This window comes from Mesorhizobium sp. M0663 (assembly GCF_040320585.1).
Classification (GTDB): Bacteria; Pseudomonadota; Alphaproteobacteria; order Rhizobiales; family Rhizobiaceae; genus Mesorhizobium.
In genome coordinates, this window is the sequence record NZ_JAMYPX010000001.1 from 514,306 (window position 1) to 534,660 (window position 20,355).

General features: G+C 64.3%; 19 protein-coding genes. 5 read left to right on the forward strand and 14 right to left on the reverse strand.

What is annotated here, in order from left to right; genetic code table 11:
• The first annotated feature begins 45 nt into the window (after positions 1-45).
• Entirely contained in the window at positions 46-1,122 is a 1,077-nt protein-coding gene (locus NKI54_RS02500) for a siderophore-interacting protein (RefSeq protein WP_352690568.1), read from the forward strand.
• Positions 1,123-1,379: 257 nt separating this feature from the next.
• Here NKI54_RS02500 and NKI54_RS02505 read toward each other — a convergent pair whose 3' ends face one another.
• The 6 genes from NKI54_RS02505 to NKI54_RS02530 form a co-directional block, all read right to left on the reverse strand.
• Positions 1,380-2,594, reverse strand: a complete 1,215-nt coding sequence (locus tag NKI54_RS02505; protein ID WP_352690570.1) for an MFS transporter — start codon at positions 2,592-2,594, stop codon at positions 1,380-1,382.
• Positions 2,594-4,681, reverse strand: coding sequence for a TonB-dependent siderophore receptor (locus NKI54_RS02510; protein WP_352690572.1), 2,088 nt, complete (start codon positions 4,679-4,681; stop codon positions 2,594-2,596). Before NKI54_RS02510 ends, NKI54_RS02505 begins: the two co-directional genes overlap by 1 nt.
• 182 nt (positions 4,682-4,863) lie before the next feature.
• On the reverse strand, positions 4,864-5,952 hold the full coding sequence (locus tag NKI54_RS02515; RefSeq protein WP_352690574.1) for an AbrB family transcriptional regulator: 1,089 nt from the start codon (positions 5,950-5,952) through the stop codon (positions 4,864-4,866).
• 269 nt (positions 5,953-6,221) lie between these two features.
• The gene (locus tag NKI54_RS02520; protein WP_023679530.1) at positions 6,222-6,530 is read right to left on the reverse strand and encodes a putative quinol monooxygenase; all 309 of its coding nucleotides are present in this window, start codon (positions 6,528-6,530) and stop codon (positions 6,222-6,224) included.
• A gap of 49 nt (positions 6,531-6,579) precedes the next feature.
• On the reverse strand, positions 6,580-7,377 hold the full coding sequence (locus NKI54_RS02525) for an SDR family NAD(P)-dependent oxidoreductase (RefSeq protein WP_352690576.1): 798 nt from the start codon (positions 7,375-7,377) through the stop codon (positions 6,580-6,582).
• A gap of 171 nt (positions 7,378-7,548) precedes the next feature.
• Entirely contained in the window at positions 7,549-8,001 is a 453-nt protein-coding gene (locus NKI54_RS02530; protein ID WP_352690579.1) for a DsrE family protein, read from the reverse strand.
• A gap of 101 nt (positions 8,002-8,102) precedes the next feature.
• Between NKI54_RS02530 and NKI54_RS02535 the strand changes: the two genes are divergently transcribed.
• Entirely contained in the window at positions 8,103-9,191 is a 1,089-nt protein-coding gene (locus tag NKI54_RS02535) for a hypothetical protein (protein WP_352690581.1), read from the forward strand.
• Positions 9,192-9,413: 222 nt separating this feature from the next.
• Here the strand turns inward: NKI54_RS02535 and NKI54_RS02540 are convergent, their stop codons facing one another.
• Both NKI54_RS02540 and NKI54_RS02545 read right to left on the reverse strand, forming a co-directional pair.
• Positions 9,414-10,343, reverse strand: a complete 930-nt coding sequence (locus tag NKI54_RS02540) for a cation diffusion facilitator family transporter (protein WP_502894484.1) — start codon at positions 10,341-10,343, stop codon at positions 9,414-9,416.
• A gap of 32 nt (positions 10,344-10,375) precedes the next feature.
• A complete protein-coding gene (locus tag NKI54_RS02545) occupies positions 10,376-12,565 on the reverse strand; it encodes an anthranilate synthase (protein WP_352575745.1) in 2,190 nt (729 codons plus the stop codon).
• Between the two features lie 320 nt (positions 12,566-12,885).
• Here NKI54_RS02545 and NKI54_RS02550 point away from each other — a divergent pair, with 320 nt between their 5' ends.
• The gene (locus NKI54_RS02550; RefSeq protein ID WP_352456438.1) at positions 12,886-13,656 is read left to right on the forward strand and encodes an isocitrate lyase/PEP mutase family protein; all 771 of its coding nucleotides are present in this window, start codon (positions 12,886-12,888) and stop codon (positions 13,654-13,656) included.
• A 14-nt stretch (positions 13,657-13,670) separates the two neighbouring features.
• On the opposite strand, the gene NKI54_RS02555 is transcribed toward NKI54_RS02550, so the two are convergent.
• From NKI54_RS02555 to NKI54_RS02565, 3 genes are all read right to left on the reverse strand, one after another.
• Positions 13,671-14,720 (reverse strand): M14 family metallopeptidase, encoded by a 1,050-nt coding sequence (locus NKI54_RS02555; protein WP_352690583.1) that lies wholly within the window; start codon positions 14,718-14,720, stop codon positions 13,671-13,673.
• 101 nt (positions 14,721-14,821) lie between these two features.
• Positions 14,822-16,198: an FAD-containing oxidoreductase gene (locus tag NKI54_RS02560; protein WP_352690585.1), complete on the reverse strand. Its 1,377-nt coding sequence runs from the start codon at positions 16,196-16,198 to the stop codon at positions 14,822-14,824.
• Positions 16,195-16,656, reverse strand: coding sequence for a DUF4126 domain-containing protein (locus NKI54_RS02565; protein WP_352690587.1), 462 nt, complete (start codon positions 16,654-16,656; stop codon positions 16,195-16,197). Before NKI54_RS02565 ends, NKI54_RS02560 begins: the two co-directional genes overlap by 4 nt.
• A 145-nt stretch (positions 16,657-16,801) precedes the next feature.
• On the opposite strand from NKI54_RS02565, the gene NKI54_RS02570 reads away from it, so the two are divergent.
• The gene (locus NKI54_RS02570) at positions 16,802-17,359 is read left to right on the forward strand and encodes a sugar O-acetyltransferase (RefSeq protein ID WP_352690589.1); all 558 of its coding nucleotides are present in this window, start codon (positions 16,802-16,804) and stop codon (positions 17,357-17,359) included.
• 58 nt (positions 17,360-17,417) lie between these two features.
• Here NKI54_RS02570 and NKI54_RS02575 read toward each other — a convergent pair whose 3' ends face one another.
• The 3 genes from NKI54_RS02575 to NKI54_RS02585 all read right to left on the reverse strand — a co-directional run bounded on the left by NKI54_RS02575 (position 17,418) and on the right by NKI54_RS02585 (position 19,580).
• Positions 17,418-17,927 (reverse strand): RES family NAD+ phosphorylase, encoded by a 510-nt coding sequence (locus tag NKI54_RS02575; RefSeq protein ID WP_352690591.1) that lies wholly within the window; start codon positions 17,925-17,927, stop codon positions 17,418-17,420.
• Positions 17,924-18,403 carry a type II RES/Xre toxin-antitoxin system antitoxin gene (gene parS, locus NKI54_RS02580; RefSeq protein WP_352638288.1) on the reverse strand — a complete coding sequence of 160 codons (480 nt, stop codon included), beginning with the start codon at positions 18,401-18,403 and terminating at the stop codon, positions 17,924-17,926. Before parS ends, NKI54_RS02575 begins: the two co-directional genes overlap by 4 nt.
• 187 nt (positions 18,404-18,590) lie before the next feature.
• Complete coding sequence (locus tag NKI54_RS02585; protein ID WP_352690594.1) at positions 18,591-19,580, reverse strand: helix-turn-helix domain-containing protein; 990 nt, start codon at positions 19,578-19,580, stop codon at positions 18,591-18,593.
• Positions 19,581-19,707: 127 nt separating this feature from the next.
• Between NKI54_RS02585 and NKI54_RS02590 the strand changes: the two genes are divergently transcribed.
• Positions 19,708-20,355 (forward strand): cysteine hydrolase family protein, encoded by a 648-nt coding sequence (locus tag NKI54_RS02590; RefSeq protein WP_023679515.1) that lies wholly within the window; start codon positions 19,708-19,710, stop codon positions 20,353-20,355.

Sequence of the window (20,355 nt, forward strand, 5' to 3'; positions counted from 1 at the left end):
GCCGTATGGCGAGCTCGGGTTCAAACGGCATCGAAAGGCTGAGCGATGGAGCAATTGAGTGCGCAAACCCGGATCAGCGGTTCCGCCATCCGGTCGGTGATGGACAGGCTGCGCGCCGAGCACGGCGAATCCGAGATCGATACCGGCCTTGCCGATCATTGGGAATTTCGCACGCATTACGGTTCGTTGAAGGCGACGCTCGGTGATAACAGCGTGCTGATTAGCGTCGCGGCCGAGGACCAGACCTGCCTGTCCTACATGAAAATGGCGGTCGCCGGCCATTTTTCGCAACATCTCGGCACGACCAGGGGCATCGCCTGGCAGGGCGACGGCAGCGATGCCGGTACGCCGGTGTTCTTCCGCGAGATCACGGTGCTGTCCTCGACGCGGATTTCTCCGCATATGCAGCGCGTCCGCTTCACCGGCAACGATCTCGGCCGCTTTGGCCGTGGCGGCCTGCATGTGCGGCTGCTGCTGCCGCCGCGCGGCAGGCTGCCGGTGTGGCCGTCGATGGGCGCCGACGGCCTGATGGTCTGGCCGTCGGGCGAGGACGCGCTTGTCGTTCGCGTCTACACGATCCGGGCGCTGGACGCCGCAAGTGGCTGGCTGGATGTCGATTTCGTCCTCCACCCCGGTATGGATACGCCGGCGGCCGCTTTCGCCGAAAAGGCGGTTGCCGGCGAGGTCATCGGCATGATCGGACCGGGTGGGGGCGGCGTGCCCGAGGCGCAAAACCTGCTGCTGCTCGGCGACGACACCGCGCTTCCGGCGATCGGCAGGATGCTGGAGCAGCTTTCGCCGTCAACCCGCGCCGAAGCGTTCATTGAGGTCGACGGCCCGGACGACCGGATCGCGCTGGCCGCGGGCGAGACCGTTGCCGTCACCTGGCTATATCGGCATGGGCGCGAGGCTGGCACAGCCAGCCTGTTGCCGGCGGTGCTGCGGCAGCGGAGCCGGACCTCGCTTGCCGACAATCTCTATGTCTGGGCCGGATGCGAGTTCGGCGATTTCCGCGAGATCCGCAGGATCGTCCGCAAGGAATGGGGTGTGCCGCGCGACCGGCACCTGATCACCGCCTACTGGCGTCGCGGGACGCAAGGGGCGGACGGCAGCGAAGAATAGCGCACCGCCCCTCGGGGGCAGAGGATCGCATATGGATTCTTGCGAAGAAGACCCCCACCCCTAACCCCTCCCCACAAGGGGGAGGGGAACTTTTGCGGCAGCGCCACTCAGCGGCAAAATTCGACGATTCTAGCCGAAACAGCAGCGGCATCGTCCCCCTCCCCCTTGTGGGCAGGGGTTAGGGGTGGGGGTACGCGGCCTGGCAAATGCCCCAAACTTCCATGTGCGATTCCCCTGCTGCACAAGGGCGGGCGGGGTCACCGGCGGTCGGATACGATGATGATCGCCGGCACCGCCAGCAGCGCGACGAGGCCGGCGCCGGCGAAGAACGCGCCATAGCCGAAATACCGCGCGGCATAACCGGCCGCGATCCCGCCGGCCATGCTCATCAGTGCGTCCATGCATTGGAACAGCGTGAAGTCGACGCCCGCCTGTCTTGGATCTGACCAGCGCATGAACTGCGCGTAAAGCGCGACGAAACCGAGAGCCATGAAGCCGGACGAGCTGAGCACCGCGATGGCCATCAAAGCGGTGGTCGAGAAGCCACCAAGAAAATCGAAGACCGAAAAGAAGAACAGCGATCCGGCCTGCAGGACAAGCGCCAGGACGAGCACGTTGCGCGGGCCGAACCATTTGACGAGAGCGCCGCCGGCGAGTGCGGCAGCCAGGCCGACGAACATGCTGCCGACGCCGTTGACAAGTCCGACCATCGAGAGGTCGAGCCCGGCGTCGACCAGGAATGGTCCGAGCATGGCGAGTGCCGCCTTCTGGGCCAGGACATAGATGGCCGACGCTGCCAGGCCGCGCCGAATTTCGGGACGCTTCAACGCGTCGAGAAGGCTGGGAACATGCTCGCGCGTCTCCTCGCGCGCGCGGCTGGCCGCGCCGAGCAGGAAGGGCAGACCGAGCGGCAGGAGCAGCAAGGCCATCGCCCAAACGGCGATGCGCCAGCCATAAGCGTCGACCAGAAGCAGAAACAGGCCGGCGCCGATGGCCGAGCCGAGATAGGCGCCGCCGACCTGCGCGGCATTGCCCCAGCCGTGGTTTTCCTTAGCCAGGCTCTGCACGGCGAAACCATCGCAGGCAATGTCGACCGTCGAGGCGACGAAGGCGACGACGGTCAGGCAGGCCAGGACCGGCCACCAGGCCTCCGGGCCGAGCGCGCCGACGGCCCACAGCCCGGCGATGGACGCAAGCCCACCGGCGGCTACGATCGTGCCGGTGCGGTTCTTGCCGACCGGCGGCAGCCGATAGCGCTCGACGGCCGGCGCCCATAGAAACTTGAGCGCCCATGGCAGCGCGATCAGCGAGACCAGGCCGATCCGGTCGAGCGGCAGGCCCTGGTCGCGCATCACCGCCGGCAGGCCCGCCCAGGTGATGCCGCCGATCACACTCTGCGCGACGTAGAGCCCGCCGATCGCCAGGACGATCGCGACAGGCGTCGATGCCCGGCTGGAAACGGCGATCGACATCAGAAGCGGTAGCGCAGGCTAGCGAACAGCGAGCGGCCCTCGTCGCGGTAGCAATAGCCGGCCGAGCAGATGGATTTTTGAGTGTCGAACAGGTTCTTGGCGTTGACCTGCAGCTTCACGCCCTCGAGCTTGGGGTTGCGGTAGCCGAAATCATAGGAGAGCGAGGCGTCGACGAAGGCGCGCGCATCGTTCTTGAAGGTGTTGGTGTCATCGCCATAGCTCGAGCCGGCGACGCGAACGCCGGTGCCCAGCCCGAGCCCCTGCAGCGTGCCGTCCTCGAACTGGTACTGCCCCCAGAGCGACAGGATGTGATTTGGCGTCGCCGACAGTTCCTTGCCTGCGGTTCCCGTGGCGCCGCGTTCGATTTTCACGCGCAGATAGGTGTAGGAGGCGAGTATGCTGAGACCGTTGTCGAGCGAAGCGCTGGCTTCCAGCTCGACGCCGCGCGAGTTCAGGTCGAGCTGGCGCTGCTTGTTGATGCCGGTCGAGGCGTCGAAGACGACGCCATCCTTCTGGTCGATGTCGAACAGAGCGGCGCTGACGGCGGCGTTATAGTCGGCAAATTCGTATTTGACGCCGATTTCCTTCTGCGTCGCAATGGTCGGACGGGCGACGCGACCGACAGGGCTGCTGACATCGTCATAGACGAAGCCGATATTGGGCGAGAACGACGTCGAATAGTTGACATAGGGCGTGATGCCCCATTTGGTCTGGTAAGACAAGCCGAGCCGCCCGGAAAGGGCACTGTCGTCCTGCTTGGACTTGGTGAAGTCGGCGGCGGTCGAGGTGGTGTCGGCCCAGTCGTAGCGACCGCTGGCGAACAGGGTGAAATCGTTCCACTCCATCTGGTCATGCAGATAGGCGCCGAGCTGGTTCATCTCCTGCCCGCCAGAGTAAGGAACCGGAGCGGCCTTGATGTCGTCGACGGAGACATAGGAGATACCGCTGCCGGCGTCATAGTTCGACCAGGCGTAGTCGATGCCGGCTACCGCCGTGTGCCTGACCTGGCCGGTATCGAATTCGAACTGCGCCATGTTGTCGACGACGAAATTCTTCATGGTCTCGGTGTAGTGGCCCCAATAGCGTTTCAGATCCACGCCGTCCGGGTAATGACCGCTGTACTCGATGTCGCTGTCGACGGCGCTGTAGCGAAGATTCTGCCGGACGGTCAGCACGTCGTTGAAACGGTGCTCGAACTCGTAGCCGATGCGGCCCTGGGTCTGGTCGAAGTCGTTCCAGGCGGGATCGCCCTCATAAAGGTCCGTCAGAGCGCCGCCCGAATTGTAGAAGGCAGCGGTGCCGCCGGTGACGGATTTCGAATATTCGCCGAGGATGGTCAGCTTGGTGTCCTCATCCGGCTTGAAGGTGACTGCCGGCGCCAGATAGATCTTGTCGTCGGGATAACCGACCAGGTCGGTGTCGCTGGTGCGGCCGAGGCTGGTGAAGCGATAGAGGATGCTGCCGTCTTCGTTCACCGGGTCGGAAGCGTCGAGTGCGGCCTGGAAGCGATTGTGTGCGCCGAGCAGCATTTCGACTTCGCGGAACTGTTCTTCCTTGGGGCGCTTGGTGACCAGATTGACGATGCCGCCCGGACCGCTGATGCCGTAAAGCGAGGAGGCCGGACCCTTCAGTATGGTGACGCCCTCGATGCCGTAGGGCTCGGTCTTGAACCAGGCCGAGGGGCCGTTGTACTGGCGCAGCCCGTCGCGGAACATGCCGTTGTAAAAGGCCTGGAAGCCGCGCAGGAAGAAGGCATCGTAGCGGGTGTCGAAGCCGAAGCTGTTCGGATTGGCGCTTGCGACATAGCCGAGCGATTCGTTCAGCGTGCGTGGCTTCTGGTCCTCGATCTGCTTTTGCGTCACAACCGAAACGGCTTGCGGAATCTTGACCATCGGCGTGTCGGTCTTGGTGCCGATGCGGTCCGTCTTGGCGACGTAGCCGTCTTGCACGAGGATCTCGTCGCTCTCGGCATCGACCTCGATCTTGTTGAGAACGGTGACGCCGCCCTGGTCCTGGGCGTGAGCCGGCCCGGACAGGTCGAGCAAGGCCATGCTGCCCGGCAATGATAACCCCAGGAGCCATGTCATCGTCCGTTTCCGCATCAACTCGTCTCCACTCTTCCGTACATTGACGGAAGGGGCTCTCAAATCTGAGTATTTGAGTCAAGTTATTTTTTGAGCTCGTGCGGGTGCTGGCCCGATACGGTCGGCGACAGCAAAGTGCGACCGGTTTCAGGAAAACCGGCTACCAATCAGGGAGAGGCAAGCTGCTATGGTTTGAGGCTTCTCGCCACCAGCCGCGCCACGCTTGGGCCGACCAGAAGCACGATCAGGAAGCGTGCCGATTGCAGCGCCATGGCGAAGGAGATGTCGACATGCTGCGCGGCGGCGGCGATGATGGCGACGCTGTCCATGCCGCCGGGGCTGGTTGCCAGATAGGCGGTCAGCGGATCGATGCCGAGCAGGCGACTGATCAGGAAGGCGAGGCCGCCGCAAAAGACGATCAGGGCAATGATCGAGCCGACGATCTGCGGCAGCGCGCGGGCCGCGTGGCGCAAAATGGCCCTGGTGAAATTCAGGCCGATGCTCCAGCCGATCATCGTGTAGCTCAAGGCGAGCAGCCAGGGCGGCAGCTGCATGGTCACGCCGAGCCCGAGATGGATCACGGTGCCGAAAATGAAGGTGCCGAGGAAAAACGGCGACGGCAGCCGGAAAAGCTTTCCGGCGAGGCCGCCGACCAGCGCCACGCCGAATGTTGCGGCCAAGCCTTGCGGGTCGACCGGCGGAAACCAGACGATGGCCGGCACCTCGATGCCCGAGGTGTCGACCCAGAGCTTGGCCACCAGGGCTGCCGTCATCGAGACGCAGATGACGCGCAGATACAGCATGAAGGCGACGAGGCGCTGGTCGGCGCCGAAGGCACCGGCCATCAGCACCATGGCGGTGGCGGCGCCCGGCGACGAACCCCAGACGGCGGTGGTGCCGGGCAGGATGCGCCAGCGGCTGATCAGCCAGCCGAGCAGGCTGGATGCCGCGACCGTCGCCATCACGACGCCGAGGAACAGCGGCCATTCCTTGTAGAAGACGGGAAAGATGTCGGCCGAGATGGAACTGGCGACCAGGCAGCCGACGACCGCCTGGGCTGAGCCGAACAGAACCCGCGGCACGCGCACCGTGGCGCCGTTGGTGCCGGCAGCGATGGCCGCCAGCATCGGTCCGATCAAGAGCGCGGCGGGCAGGGCGGCGAGTTCCAGCGCGCCGGCAAACAGCACCGAGACCACCACCAGGACCGGCCACTGCCAGGCCCTGTGGATCCGCGCCAGATGCTCGATGACCGGCGGGTTCGGGGAAGAATCCATAGATGGGCTCTTAGACCGGTCGCGAAAAAATGCGAACCCTTTTTGCGCGGAAAAGGGCTTGGGTGGTAATGGCACCAACCATCCGCAGCGATCCTTCGCGCCCCCCTCTGTCCTGCCGGACATCTCCCCCTCAAGTGGGGAGATTGGATGTCACGTCGGCCTTCGCCAATCTCCAAAAAAGAGCGCTGTCGGCGAAGCTGCCAATCTCCCCACTTGAGGGGGAGATGGCCGGCAGGCCAGAGGGGGGCGCTGTCCCGCCGGCCTCTCCTCTATCCCGCCTTCGCCGCCGCCAACCCGAACCCGCCAACAGGATGCGTCTCCACCTGGAACTCGAAGCCGGCGATGATCGGCCGTGCCTTGGCGATTGCCGCCTGGACTTCGGGCAGCTGCAGCGAAGCCTTGTGGCTTTCGGCGTCGGTCCACACTTCGGTCACCCAGATCGCGTCGGCATCGGCCGGGTCGGTGGCGATGATGTAGTTCAGGCAGCCGGGCATGGCGCCGGTGCTGGCGAGCAGGATATCCATCATTGCGTCACGCTGGCCGCGCATCGCCCGCATCTTGCCGATCAGTCCGTACATTCGCTTTGCTCCGTTGAGATGACGCAACCAGGAGTATGCAGTTCGCCGTCTACGGCATCAACTGCCCGCCATTCACCTCGATCACCTGGCCGGTGATGTAGCCGCTCAACAGATCGGAGGAGAGGAACAGATAGGCGCCAACGCAGTCCTCGGCGGTGCCGGCGCGGCCCTGCGGGATGGTGGCGATCATGCCTTTCATCTGGTCGTCGGTCGAGTAGCGCTCGTGGAAAGGTGTCGCGATCGTGCCGGGCGCCACCGCGTTGACGCGGATGTTGAAACCGATCAGCTCCTTGGCCATGCCGCGCGTGACGTTGGAGACGAAGGCCTTGGCCGAGCCGTACAGGCCGGCGCCGCCGCCGGCGCCGTTGCGCGCGGCGATCGAGGAGGTGTTGACGATGAAGCCACCCTGCCGCTTCAGCCATGGGATTGCCTTGCGCGAAGCTGTCAGCACGGAACGCGCGTTGAGGTCCATCACCGCGTCGTAATGCGCCTCGGTCTGCTCGGCATAGGCCACGCGGCCGAGCATGCCGCCGGCATTGTTGACGAGGCCGTCGAGCCGGCCGAAATGTTGCGCACTGTCCTCGACGACGCGCTCGACATCGGCGGGGATCGAGAAATCGCCCCGGACGAGGAACACGTCGCCGCCGCCGTTGCGAATGGTCGCGGCAAGGTTTTCGGCAGCCGCGCGGCTCGAATTGTAATGCAGCGCGACGCGGCATTTCTGCGCGGCGTAGGCGAGTGCGAGCGCCGCGCCGATGCCGGTCGAGGCGCCGGTGACCAGGACCGCCTTTCCGGCAAGGTCGGGGATGACCAGAGAGGGGCTGACAAGGGTGGTGGTGGCTGGCACGTCTATTCCTCCGGGGACTCTGCCTGCTCTTCGTAAGCCCTCGCGGTCCTCGCGTTCAAGTCCGTAAAAGTTTAGAGCGGTTCACCGTTTCACGGAAACGGCGAACCGCTCCCTCTTTGTCTTGACGCAATTCCGGACGGAAAACCGTTTCACACTTTTCCTGGAATTGCCCTATGGCCTGAGATAGGCATAGCCCTGGCGTTGCAATTCGGCGAGCTTGACGACGCCGCCCCTGTCGGCTGCATGGAAGCCGTCGAGCAGGTCGGCCAGGCCGATATCCATGCCGTGCATGGTGTTGGCGCAAGCGTGCGGGCTGAGCCCATCCTGGACAAGGCCGGCGAACCGCCCGGAAATGGCGGCCGATATGCCCTTCGACTTGAAGGCGGCAAGTGCCGGGCCGTGCACGACAAGCGCGATGTCGACCTTGCCGTCGGTGCCTTCGAAGTGGTTCTTGATGTTGCCGAGCACGAAATTGACCTTGTCGAGATCGCTGAGGTGATAGGCGACCTTTTGCCTTTCCTCTTCGACGGCCTTGACTTCACTAGCTGCGGCCTTGGTGGGGCGCAGCCCGAAAAGCCCGGCGGCTCCGGCAAGACCGACGCGGAAAATATCGCGGCGTCGCATGGCTTCATCTCCCATTTGGTCGGCCCGCGCAATTTGCGTGGCCTCGACCTCAATCCTAGCATAAATTGAAGCCACGTCTTGTCGGGGCAGGGGGAGCCAGCATGATATCAAGGACCGTGATGGGCGCCGGAGTTGGGGTTGCCTTGCTTGCCGCCGTCGCCGGTGCTGCTTTCGCCGACGACACGCTCAAACTCACCGAGCTCAGCCCCGACGGCAAGGACGCTTGCTTCGGCCGCGTCTACGACGCCGCGCATCTCAAGTCGCATCCGCAGCAGAAGGTGGCGCGCATCTTCTTCTATTACGGCCGCGATCCGGTCAGCCGACCAAACGAGGAGCCAAGCACCGGCATCGATTCCTCCTACAATGGCTTCATGGCGACGACGGTACGCGGCGCCGAGGCGCCTGAATGGCTCGGCGGCTGGTGCAGTCATGAGTCGGAGGACGGCAAGACCGGGCCGATCCGTTGCGGCATGGACTGCGACCGCACCATGGCTTCGCTGAAGGTCGACGACAAAGGCCGGCTGATCGTCTCGGACGTGCAGCCCGATCTCTATCTCGACGCCGGATCGGAAGACGAGCTCGGCAAGGCGGAGTACGAAAGGCAGGCGCTGGGCAAGGACGACAACGGCTTCAGGCTCGACCCGATGCCGGCCGCCACCTGCAAGGCGGAGTTCGCGCGCATCGACCCGATCGACCCGGCCCTTGGCCCGCCATTGCGCGAGCGGCTGAAGCCGGACCAGGCCTTCTGCTACGGACGCGACTACGACGCCGCGCATCTCGGCTCGCATCCCGATCAGCTGACCCAGTCGATCAGGGTTTTCCGCGGACCGGTCGAGCCGGCGTCTTTCGCCAAGGAGGGCGATCCGGCCAATTGGCCAAGCGGCGCCGATATCGCCGTTTCGGTTACCACGCGGCAGAAATCGGCCAAGGTCACGCAGGTCTATAACTGTCAGGGCGAGGGCGACCAGTGGCGCTGCGCGGCGAGCGCGAAGGCGGGTGGTGCCTCCTGCGATATCGCGCAAAGGGAGGTCTTCCTTCGCCGCGGCGCCAACGGCACGATGATGCTGGCCAACCCGAACAGCGGCCTGCCGATCGTCGATCTGTGCTCGAAAGCGGCGGAGGGCGACACCAGGTCCGACGACAAGGTCTACCGGCTGGAGCCGATGCCGCAGGCTGCCTGCGGGCAGTAGCAGTTCAGAGACGCGATGCCGGCGAGACAGCACCCCCCTCTGTCCTGCCGGACATCTCCCCCTCAAGGGGGGAGATCGGCAGCTTCACCGACAGCGTTCTTCTTTGAAGATTGGCGAAAGCCGAAGCGACATCCAATCTCCACCCTTGAGGGGGAGATGTCCGGCAGGACAGAGGGGGGCGCGAAGGATCACGACTGAGCGATTTTTCTCCGCGACGCCACCTCACGCGAAGGGCACGGCGGTCGTGCCCTTGGGCAGTTTCGCCTCGTCGTCGGGCTCGACATGGATGATGACGCGGACGGAAGGAATCTCGGCCTGCAGCGCGTCCTCGATGCGGTCGCAGATGACGTGGCTGGCGCCGACCGACATGTCGGCGTCGACGACCAGGTGGAACTCGATGAAGGTGGCGCGGCCGGCGATGCGCGTCTTCAGGTCGTGGACCTCGAGCGCGCCCTTGCAATTGGCCGAGATGATGTCGCGTATGCGGATATGTTCCTGGGTGTCGACGGCGCGGTCCATCAGCCCGTTCATCGACGAGCCGATGACGTGCCAGCCCTGCCACAGAATGTTCAGCGCCACGATCACCGCAAGAGCTGGATCGAGAACCTGCCAGCCGGTCAGTACGGCGCCGACCAGGCCGATGAACACACCGACCGAGGTCGCCACGTCGGTCATGATGTGCCTGCCGTCGGCAACGAGAGCCGGCGATTTTTCGCTTCGGCCGGTGCGGATCAGCGTCAAGGCCCAGACGGCGTTGATGACCGTTGCGACGCCGTTGACGGCGAGGCCGGTCCATGGCTGTTCGAGCGGGGCCGGATGCTGCCACGACCACCAGACCTCGTTGAGGATCAGCAGGGCGGCAAGCACGATCAGCACGCCTTCGAGGACGGCCGAGAAATACTCGGCCTTGTGGTGGCCGAAGGGATGGTCCTGGTCGGCCGGCTTGTAGCTGACCTGGATCGCCCAATAGGCGGCGGCAGAGGCAATGACGTTGACGATCGATTCCAGCGCGTCCGAATAAAGCGCAACCGAACCGGTGACGTACCAGGCCACCAGCTTCAGGCCGAGCACGACGCAGGCGACGACGATCGACCAGAAGGCGAGGCTGGCGACCTTCTGCCTGGCGGCGGCTTTGATTTCCGCCGCGGTCACTGGGGAAAAGTTCCCAACACTGAGCCCTCGAATTAAGCGGCCTTTTCCTTGGCCTTGCGCGGCAGGTGCGCGACGATGTTCTCGATGATGCGCATGCCGGCATTGTGGCCGAGCGTCATGATCGACTCCGGGTGGAACTGCACTGCGGCGATCGGCTCCTTGCGGTGCTCGAAGGCCATGATGATGCCGTCCTCGGTCTCGGCGGTGACGACAAAACCATCGGGCAGCCGCACCGGATCGGCAAAGATCGAATGATAGCGGCCGACCGTCACCTCCTTGGGCAGGCCGGAGAAGATGATGCCCGGCTTCGACACGCGGATGCGCGACGGCTTGCCATGCATCGGGATGTGCAGTTGGCGCAGCTCGCCGCCATAGGCCTCGGCCAGCGCCTGCAGCCCGAGGCAGACGCCGAAGATCGGCAGGTCGCGCGCACGGGCCCGCTTGATGGTGGCGGCGCAGTCGAAGTCCTTCGGCGTGCCGGGGCCAGGCGACAGCACGACCAGGTTTGGCTTCAGCCGGTCGAAGATCTCGTCCGGCACCGGCGTGCGCACCGTCGAGACGTTGGCTCCGGTCTGGCGGAAATAGTTGGCGAGCGTATGGACGAAACTGTCCTCGTGGTCGACCAGCAGGATGTTGACGCCGTCGCCGACACGCGCGGTGCTGCGTTCGGTGCTGGCGGCATTGCCTGATTTGGCGTCGCGGATGGCGGAGAGCATGGCGGATGCCTTCAGTTCGGTTTCGGCTTCTTCTTCCTCGGGAATGCTGTCGAAGAGCAGCGTGGCGCCGGCGCGCACCTCGGCGATGCCGTCCTTGATGCGAATGGTGCGAAGCGTCAGGCCGGTGTTCATGTCACCGTTGAAATTGACCATGCCGATCGCCCCGCCATACCAGGCGCGCGGGCTCTTCTCGTTCTGCTCGATGAAGCGCATGGCCCATAATTTCGGCGCGCCGGTGACGGTGACCGCCCAGGCATGCGACAGAAAGGCGTCGAAGGCGTCCATGCCTTCGCGCAGCCGCCCCTCGATGTGGTCGACGGTGTGGATCAGGCGGGAGTACATTTCGATCTGGCGGCGGCCGATGACGCGCACCGAGCCCGGCTCGCAGACCCTCGACTTGTCGTTGCGGTCGACGTCCGAGCACATGGTGAGTTCGGATTCGTCCTTCTTCGAATTGAGCAGCTTCAGGATCTGCTCGCTGTCGGAGATGGCGTCGTCACCGCGCTTGATGGTGCCGGAGATCGGGCAGGTCTCGACGCGACGGCCGTTGACGCGCACGAACATTTCCGGCGAGGCGCCGATCAGATATTCGCCCTCGCCGAGATTGATGAAGAAGGAATAGGGCGAAGGGTTGATGCTCTTCAGCTTGCGGGAAATCTCGGAGGGCTGGGTTTCGCAGCGTTCGTAGAACATCTGCCCCGGCACCACTTCGAACAGGTCGCCGCGCTCGAAGCTCTTCATCGCCTTGCGCACCAGCTTGGCATATTCGCCGGGCTCGTGGTCGCCGCGCGGCGGGATGCGGTCGGCGGTCCTGAACGGCTCGACGATTTCGTCGCGCGGCAGGCCTTCGGTCGAGAAGCCATCGCCGGAATAGTCGTAGCGGTCGGTCCAGGCCTTGGTCGAATAGTGGTCGACGACGAGGATCTCGTCGGGCAGGAACAGCACGAGATCGCGCTGGCTTGGCTTGCGCTCGAGCTTGTAGTCGACCGGATCGAACTGGAAGGCGAGGTCGTAGCCGAAGGCGCCATAGAGGCCGAGATTGGCGTCTTCCTCGGTCTTGAACAAAGCCGTGATGGCGCGCAGCACGGTGAAGACGGAGGGAACGCGGCTGCGTTCCTCTTCAGTGAAGATACGATCGGGCTTGGCGACCTCGAGGCGGATGAGTTTGTTGGACGTCTCGGCGATCGTTACGTCGTCAAGGCCGGCAAGCACCGTGCCGATCACCGGCAAAAGCACCTCGCCGCGACGGTTCAGCGCCTCGATGCGCATGGCGCGGCCGCGTGCCGAGATCACCACCGGCGGATCGATGATGGCGGTGTCCCAGCGCGTATAGCGGCCGGGATATTCGTAATTCGAGGAAAACACGGCGCCGCGGCGCGAATTCAGGCCATCGACATAGCCGTCGATCGCCCCCTCGTAAGGCCGGTCATGGCGCTGGCGGGTAATCGCCACGCCACCCGCCGTGACGAAGCGCTCGGCGCCATTCTCCAGAATTTTCGTCGTCATTGCCGTCTCCATCAGCGTCTTTGGGGCAACGGACCCGGGAATGGCTTGAAAAAACAAATGGCCGCCCGGACATTCCGCTGCGGCCACCCTCTATTGTCACGCGAACGCGTTCGAACAGGCCGCTGTCAGCGAGCCCACCACCAAATGGTCTTGATCGAACGCATATTCATGGCGAAATCCATAGCCGCGAAAAGCGGTATGCGCAACAGGTTTGAAAGTCTGTGGGGTGGCTGCCGCTTTCGCAACCCATGGCACATGGCCAAGACCGGCAGTCCTGCCTAGACTCTGCATCAAACAGCAGGAAGACGGGAAAACATCAAATGACCCAGCAGTTCGACCGCGCACGGACGTTCCATTCCCTCCATGTCAAGGGAAACCCGATTGTCCTCTACAACGCCTGGGACCCAGGCTCCGCCAAGATCATCGAGAAAGCAGGGGCCAAGGCCATCGCCACCGGAAGCTGGCCGGTCGCGGCCGCTTTCGGATTCGCCGATGGCGAGAAAATCCCGTTGGAACTGGCGCTCGAAAACATCAAACGCATCGTTGCGGCGGTGGATGTGCCGGTAACCATGGACCTTGAGGGGGGTTACGGGGTCGCTCCGGAGGTTGTCGCCCGCAGCGTGACGCTCGCCGTGCAGGCTGGAGCCGTCGGCTTTAATTTCGAGGATCAGATCGTCGGCGGCAGTGGGCTGCACGACATCGCCATACAGGTGAGGCGCATCGAAGCGGCTGCAGCGGCGGTGAAGACGTCGGGTATCCCGGCCTTCATTAACACCCGAACCGACATTTTCCTGAAGACTAAACCGAATGCGCACGACAAGGCTCTTCTCGATCAGGCGATCGAGCGGGCGCACGCCTACGAAAGGGCCGGAGCGCATGGCTTCTTTGCGCCGGGGCTTGCCGATGAAGGCCTGATCGAGGCGCTCTGCGAGGCAACGGCATTGCCGGTCAACATCATTGCCCTGGCGCATGTGCCGCCGCGCCAGAGGCTTGCCGAACTCGGCGTCGCCCGCGTGAGCCATGGTCCGGTGCCGTACCGGCAGATGGCCGAATGGCTGGAGGCCAAGGCGCGACAGGCGATTTCGGGGTAGCCTGGCGGGGTGCGTCAGTCGTCCAGCGTTCCCGACCTTGCATCGGCGCTCGTCCCGTCGCCGACCAGCTTCAAGAGGTTTTCGCCGGCGCGGATGATGCGGCGGGAACGCCGCGTCAGGATGAGGCCCGCCTGCGGCGCCAACACTTCCGTGCGGCCGTCGGGCTCGCCGGGCGCGTGGACGATGGTGGCAAGGCGCGCACCCTTGGTGACGCGGTCGCCCGGCTTCACGTCGTAAAGGATCGCGCCCGAGCGGGGCGCCGGCATCATCTCGATGTTTTCGAGCGGCGCGACGAGCCCAACGAAGCTGCCAGGCGCGGGCAGCGCCTGATCCTGGATGACGTCGCGCGCCACCAGCAGCCGGTAGAGCCCTTCGGCATCGGCGCCGGCGAGGGCGCCGTCGACATCGAGTATGCCGCGATATTCGACGGTGGTGGCGACGCGCCGGTCGAGGCACGCGACGTCGGCGGGAACGTTCTGATACGGCATGATCGAGGCGCCTTCGAAGGTGCCGTCGGGGTCTTCGTCCCACAGCATCACCGCGTCGACGCCCATGGCCGCTGCACAATCCGCCATGGCCGGCCACAGGCTGGTGTGGACGTAAAGATAGGCGAGGCCCTCATCGTCGCAATGCAGGTCGAGCACGATGTCGTGGCCGATGGAGAGCTGCAGCAGCCGCGTTTTCAGCCGCTGGTCGACCGTGCCGTGCGTCGGCAGCAGCGTGAGGTCGGGCGCGGCGAGCCGCGGAAAGCCGCGATTGAAATTGGTGCGCGTGCCCAGATGAAAGCGGCCCTGATGGTCGCCGTAAAGATATTGCGCGCGGCCGATCGGATTAGCCCAGGGCACGATGGTCATATTGCCGGTGATGCGGCCTTCGGCTTCCGCCTTGCTGAGCATCGGCATCAGCGTGTCGATGGCGACGACGCCCGGCAATTCGCCGGCATGAAGTGCCGCCTGCAGATAGACGGAAGGCGCCGTCTTGTCCGTTCCGGCGAAGCGGAAGACGGGGAATTCGTAGGAAACGCCTTCGCTGTCGCCGGCGACGCGTTCGATGGACTTCTGCATGGGATGCCTCCGGGAGAAGAGGCGGAACACATGCCCTTTTGCCGCTGGGCTGTCGATTGGTCCAGCCGGCGCCGCCATGGGCGCACGATTCTACCCGGCCGTCACACCAGCGGCTTGAGTTCCTGGGCGATGGTCGGCAGAAGCTCCGAGACATTCGGGTGGATGTGCACGGCGCACGCCAGCGTGCTGACCGGCGCCTTGGCATACATCAGGTCGAGCACGCAGTGCACCGCCTCGTCGCCGCCCGGGCCGAGCACCGAACAGCCGAGGATCTCCTTGGTGTCGGCATCGACCAGGATCTTCATGAAGCCTTGCGTCTCACCTTTTTCGACTGCACGGCTGACGCGGGTCATTGGCCGCTGGCCGACCAAGGCGCGGCGGCCGGATTTCCTTACCGCGGCTTCGGTCATGCCGCAGCGGCCGAGTGGTGGGTCGATATAGAGCGCATAGGCCTCGATGCGGTCGCTGACCTTGCGCGGATCGTTGTCGAGCAGGTTGGCGGCGACGATCTCGTAATCGTTGTACGAGGTGTGGGTGAAGGCGCCCTTGCCGTTGCAGTCGCCCATCGCCCAGATGCCGGGCACGCTGGTGCGCAACTGGTCGTCGACGACGATGAAGCCGCGTTTGTCGACCTCAACGCCGGCCTTGTCGAGGCCGAGATCGTCGGTGTTTGGCGTGCGGCCGAGCGCCAGCAGCACATGCGAGCCGACCGCAGCCGCCTTGCCTGGCGAGAAGGTCACGGCGATTTCGTTGCCTCGCCTGGCGAAGCGGATGTCGTCGGCGCCGAGATGGACGGCAATGGCTTCGTTTTCGAGGATCGACAAAATGGCGTCCGAGACATCCTCGTCCTCGCGACCGATCAGACGCGGGCTTTTTTCGATGACCGTGACTTCGGAACCGAAGCGGCGGAACATCTGCGCGAATTCGAGCGAGACATAGCTGCCGCCGACAACGATGAGATGGCGCGGCAGCACGTCGAGATCCATCATCGAGGAATTGGTCAGGTAAGAAATGCCGTCGATGCCGGGCAGGTCGGGCACCGAGGCGCGCCCGCCGGTGTTGAGGAATATCTTTTCGGCGCTCAGCAGATCGTCGCCGACGCGCACCGTGTTGGCGCTTACGAAGCGCGCATGGCCGCGATAGAGCGTGCATTTGTCCATGCCGGCAATCCAGTCTTCGAGATTGCCGCGGGCGTCATTGGAGACCTTGTCCTTGCGCGCCTTGATCGCCTTGTAGTTTACGCCGACGGGACCGGATAGCGTCACCCCGTAATCCGCGGCGGAGCGGGCGAGATGCGTGGCATAGGCGCTTGCCACCATCGTTTTGGTCGGCGTGCAGCCGGTGTTGACGCAAGTGCCGCCGACCAGCTTTCGCTCGATCAGCGCCACGCTCATGCCGGCCGCATTCAGCCTGCCGGCGAGCGGTGGGCCGGCCTGCCCGGCACCGACGATAATGGCGTCGAATGTCTTTGCCGTCATGCCACCGCCGCCACGATCAGAAGCCCGCCGACGATCGCCACAGCGTCCTCGATGAAGGCGGCCGGCGGGTCCTTGCCGAAGGCGGTGGCCAGGCGCTTGCGCGCCTCGGCGCCGCCCAGCGTGCCGATCACCGCGCCGATGGCGCCGGCGATCAGGCCGCCGATGATGGCGCCACCGGTGGCGCCGATCACCGCGCCCGTGAAAGCGCCCAAGACGATGCGCGTGCCGAATTGCTGCGGCACCTTGCGGCTCGGCGCCGAGGGCAGCTGGTCGGTGACCAGTTCGGCGATGGCCAGGATGGTGAAGATGCCGACGGCGATCCAGTGGCCCATGAAGCTCGCCCAGGTGCCGGCGACCGGCAACCAGCCAAGCCAGGCGCCCCAGGCAACCGCGGCGGGCGCGGTCATGGCGCGAAGCCCGGCAACGATGCCAATCAGGAGTGCAAAAATGTACAGCATGATTGATCCCTCGATGGCGGCTTGGGACGTATCCGAGAGGGCAGGCTACCATAGGTCCGGTATTTGACCAGAGGTGGTGTCGCCGCCGGCGCTTCCGTATTTTCACCACTTGTGCTTTGGCAAAGTTGAAACTGGAGTTGCAGCCATGGCCGGAAGCGAACGCATGAAAATGGCGGCGGGCGAGTGGTATTGCTGCCTCGATCCGGAACTGGAGGCGTTGCGCATCACGGCGCGAGACGCGGTGTTCGAGCACAACAGCCTGCCGCCCCGGCAGCGTCGCGACATCGGGCCTGAATTGCGGACGCTGCTCGGCGCTGCGGGCGAGGGCGCCCGGATCGAGGCGCAGTTCCACTGCGCTTATGGCTTCAACATCTTTCTCGGCGACCGCGTTTTTCTCAATGCCGGCTGCATCATTCTCGATACGGCGCCAGTGCGCATCGGCAAGGGAACGCTGCTCGGCCCGAATGTGCAGATCTATTGCGCCGAGCACCACAAGGAGGCTGCCGGGCGACGGGCAGGGCTGGAGATCGCCAAGCCGGTCGAGATCGGCGACAATGCCTGGATCGGCGGCAGTACCGTCATCCTCGGCGGAGTCAGGATCGGCGATGGCGCTATCGTCGGCGCCGGTTCTGTGGTTACGCGCGACGTCGCGGCGAACACCACGGTGGTTGGCAATCCGGCACGGGTAATCAGCAACAACTGAGCACCGTGCTTCTGTTGCCGGTCACGTCCTCGTTCTGATGGACATGGGGGCGGCTATGTCACTTGGCCGCAGGTGGATGCAACCGTGTGTCGAGCGCAAACGCCTCCTGGGTCTTCATGGCGTATGCCCCTCTGGCGAGGCTCGCGTCGAAGATCAGGTTCCAGCTACGCTGCGATACCGCGCTCGGAATTACCACGAACCGGTGCCGTTGCAGAAGATCGTCGCCAAACGCCTGTTGCCCGGAGCTCGGAATGCCTAGGCGCAACCAGTTGGGGTTGGGCACGGCGGCGGGGTCGACGATATGCACATCCGCGACATCGCTGACGATCGCTGCCGTCATGACATGCGCTATCGTGTCGAGCGCCCTGAAGCCCTTATGAACCGCAACCTCGAGGATCGCAGTCGACGGATCGATCGAGCAGTAGACGGCGCGCACGCCCTTGCTGTTCCAGCGTCCGCCCACCCTGTATGCGCCCTCGCCACTATCCCATGTAGGCGCAAACGCGGCTTGATCGAGGCGCCATCCGATGAGGTCGGAGCCACCAAGCGCCGCCGGCAGCGGCGTCATGCATAAACGCCATATTCAAGCCGTTCCAGATAGTCTTCTACAAGCTCGATCCCCGCCGGCGTCGCCAGAAGGTCGATTGGACGACGCTGGTCGAGCCCAATCGCCGGGCGCTCCAGCCATTGCTCTGCCTCCGCCTGCGAACCGAACACGTCGGTCGCTTTCGACAGGATCTCCGCGAACTTCCAGGTGCGTCCGCTCTGGTCCTGACTGAGAGGCTTGGACGGAGCATCCTTGCGGCGCTGGTAGGTGCGCAGGCTCATGCCGACGGCCTTCTCCAGCGAATCGGTCTTCTGGATGAAGACGAGTTGCCCGATAAGATGGTCCAGCGCTGAAGCCGGCAGGCCGTGCAGAAGCAACTCGTGGGCATCCAAAGCGCTGCTGAGGCGCCTTGCCAGAATGCGGCTGCCGCCTAGCAATTTCGCCACCTTCTGAAGTTCATTGTTTTTTGCTGCTGGCGCAGCCTTTTCCAATGCCATCGCCACGGCGAGCCCTCTTCGCGTCATCTGTCGCTTTAATATATGACAGATGACGCAGAGCCTTTCAAGCACGACAGGATCGAGAGCAGGGCAATCGCTTCGAGAGAAAAGATAGCCTACTCGGGCCAGATGGCAGTCCAACGTCGGCACTGAAGCGATTGCCCTGGAATCGAGCGCGAGCCGAATTTCACCTCGGCATGTGCGCCACGCGCTCCTCCTGAGCACTCTTCGAGAATTCGCGCCGGTATTGCGCCGGCGAGGTTCTGAGGCGCGCTGCGAAATGCTGGCGCAGCGAGGTAGCGCTGCCGAAGCCGGCCTCGAAGGCAACCGTGTCCATCGATTTTTCCGTTGCTTCCAGCAGCCGTTGCGCCAGCTGGACGCGCTGGTCGGTCAGCCAGTCGCCGAAACTGGTGCCGATCGTTTTCTGGAAACGGCGCGTGAACGTCCGGCGGGTGAGGCCGGCGTGACCGGCAACGCTGTCCAGACTGTGCGGCTCACCCAGGGTTTTGCGCACCGCTTCGAGAGCCTGGGTGAAGCGGTCCGCATTGCCGGTCCTGGCGATGGGACGTTCGATGAATTGCGCCTGCCCGCCCTGCCTGTGCGGAGAAAGCACGATCTGCCGGGCAAGGCGAAGTGCCGCCTCCGCGCCGTAACGAGCCCGTACGACGTGCAGGCAGCAGTCGAGCCCGGCGGCGACGCCGGCGGATGTCACGACATCGCCATTGTCGATGTAGAGCACTTCCGGTTCGACGAGAATGTCGGGATAGAGTTCCTGCAGCTGATCCGCGTAGGCCCAGTGCGTCGCCGCTCGCCGCCCCGAAAGCAGTCCGGTCGCCGCAACAGCGAACGTTCCCAAGCACAGTCCGACGATCAGCGCGCCGCGCTCGTGCGCGCCAAGCAACGCGTCGATCAATGCCGCTGGAGGCGAGCTCCCGAGATCTTTCCAGCTTGGCACGATGACGATGTCGGCGTCATCGAGCGCGGAAAGCCCGTGCGGGACGCTGATGGTCAGCCTGGCATCGGTGCGGATCGGCCCGTCCTCAATCGCGCAGACCCGGAAGTCGAAGCGCGGCAGGCCGAGCTCCGTGCGATCCGCGCCGAACACGAGACACGGCACGGAGAGATGAAACGGGCTGATGCCATCGAAGGCGATGGCGGCAACGGCAGGATCGGTCATGGGAGCTCCAGCAACGGGTGAGGCCGATTGTCCCAATTCTTTCGAATAATGTCAATCGGGACACTTTTTGCAATCCGGTGCCGAGCTTATCGTCCACCCATCAATGTCCAACGGGAAAGGAAACCCCATGTCGCAACCAGCCAAAGGCAAAGCTCCACGCCGCGCCCTCATCGTCATCGATGTTCAAAACGACTATGACGGCGGCAATCTCGCCATCCAGCATCCGCCCTTCCGCGACAGCGTCGTCAATGTGGCGCGAGCGATGGATGCGGCCACCGAGGCAGGCGTCAAGGTGGTGGTCATCAAACAGTTGGCGCCGGAAACCTCACCGGTCTTCGCCAAGGGCAGCCATGGCGCCGAGTTGCACCCGGAAATCGCCAGGCGAAACCGTGACCACTACATCGAAAAGAACTTGCCCAGCGCCTTCACCGGCACGGACCTCGAGGAGTGGCTGCGCGCCAACTCTATCGATACGATCACGGTCATCGGCTACATGACGCATAATTGCGACCTGTCGACGGTCATCCACGCCGTGCATATGGGTTTTGAGGTCGAGTTCCTGTCGGACGCAACGGGGTCATTGCCGTACGCCAACAGCGCCGGCTACGCTTCGGGGGAGGAAATCCATCGCGTGGTGACGATCGTCCTGCAGTCGCGCTTCGCGGCCGTTCTCAAGACCGCCGAGTGGATCGATTGTCTGAAGACCGGCGTGGTACCCCAGCACGACACACCCTATGCCTCCAACCAGCGCGCGCTGGCGCGAAGCGCGGCTTAG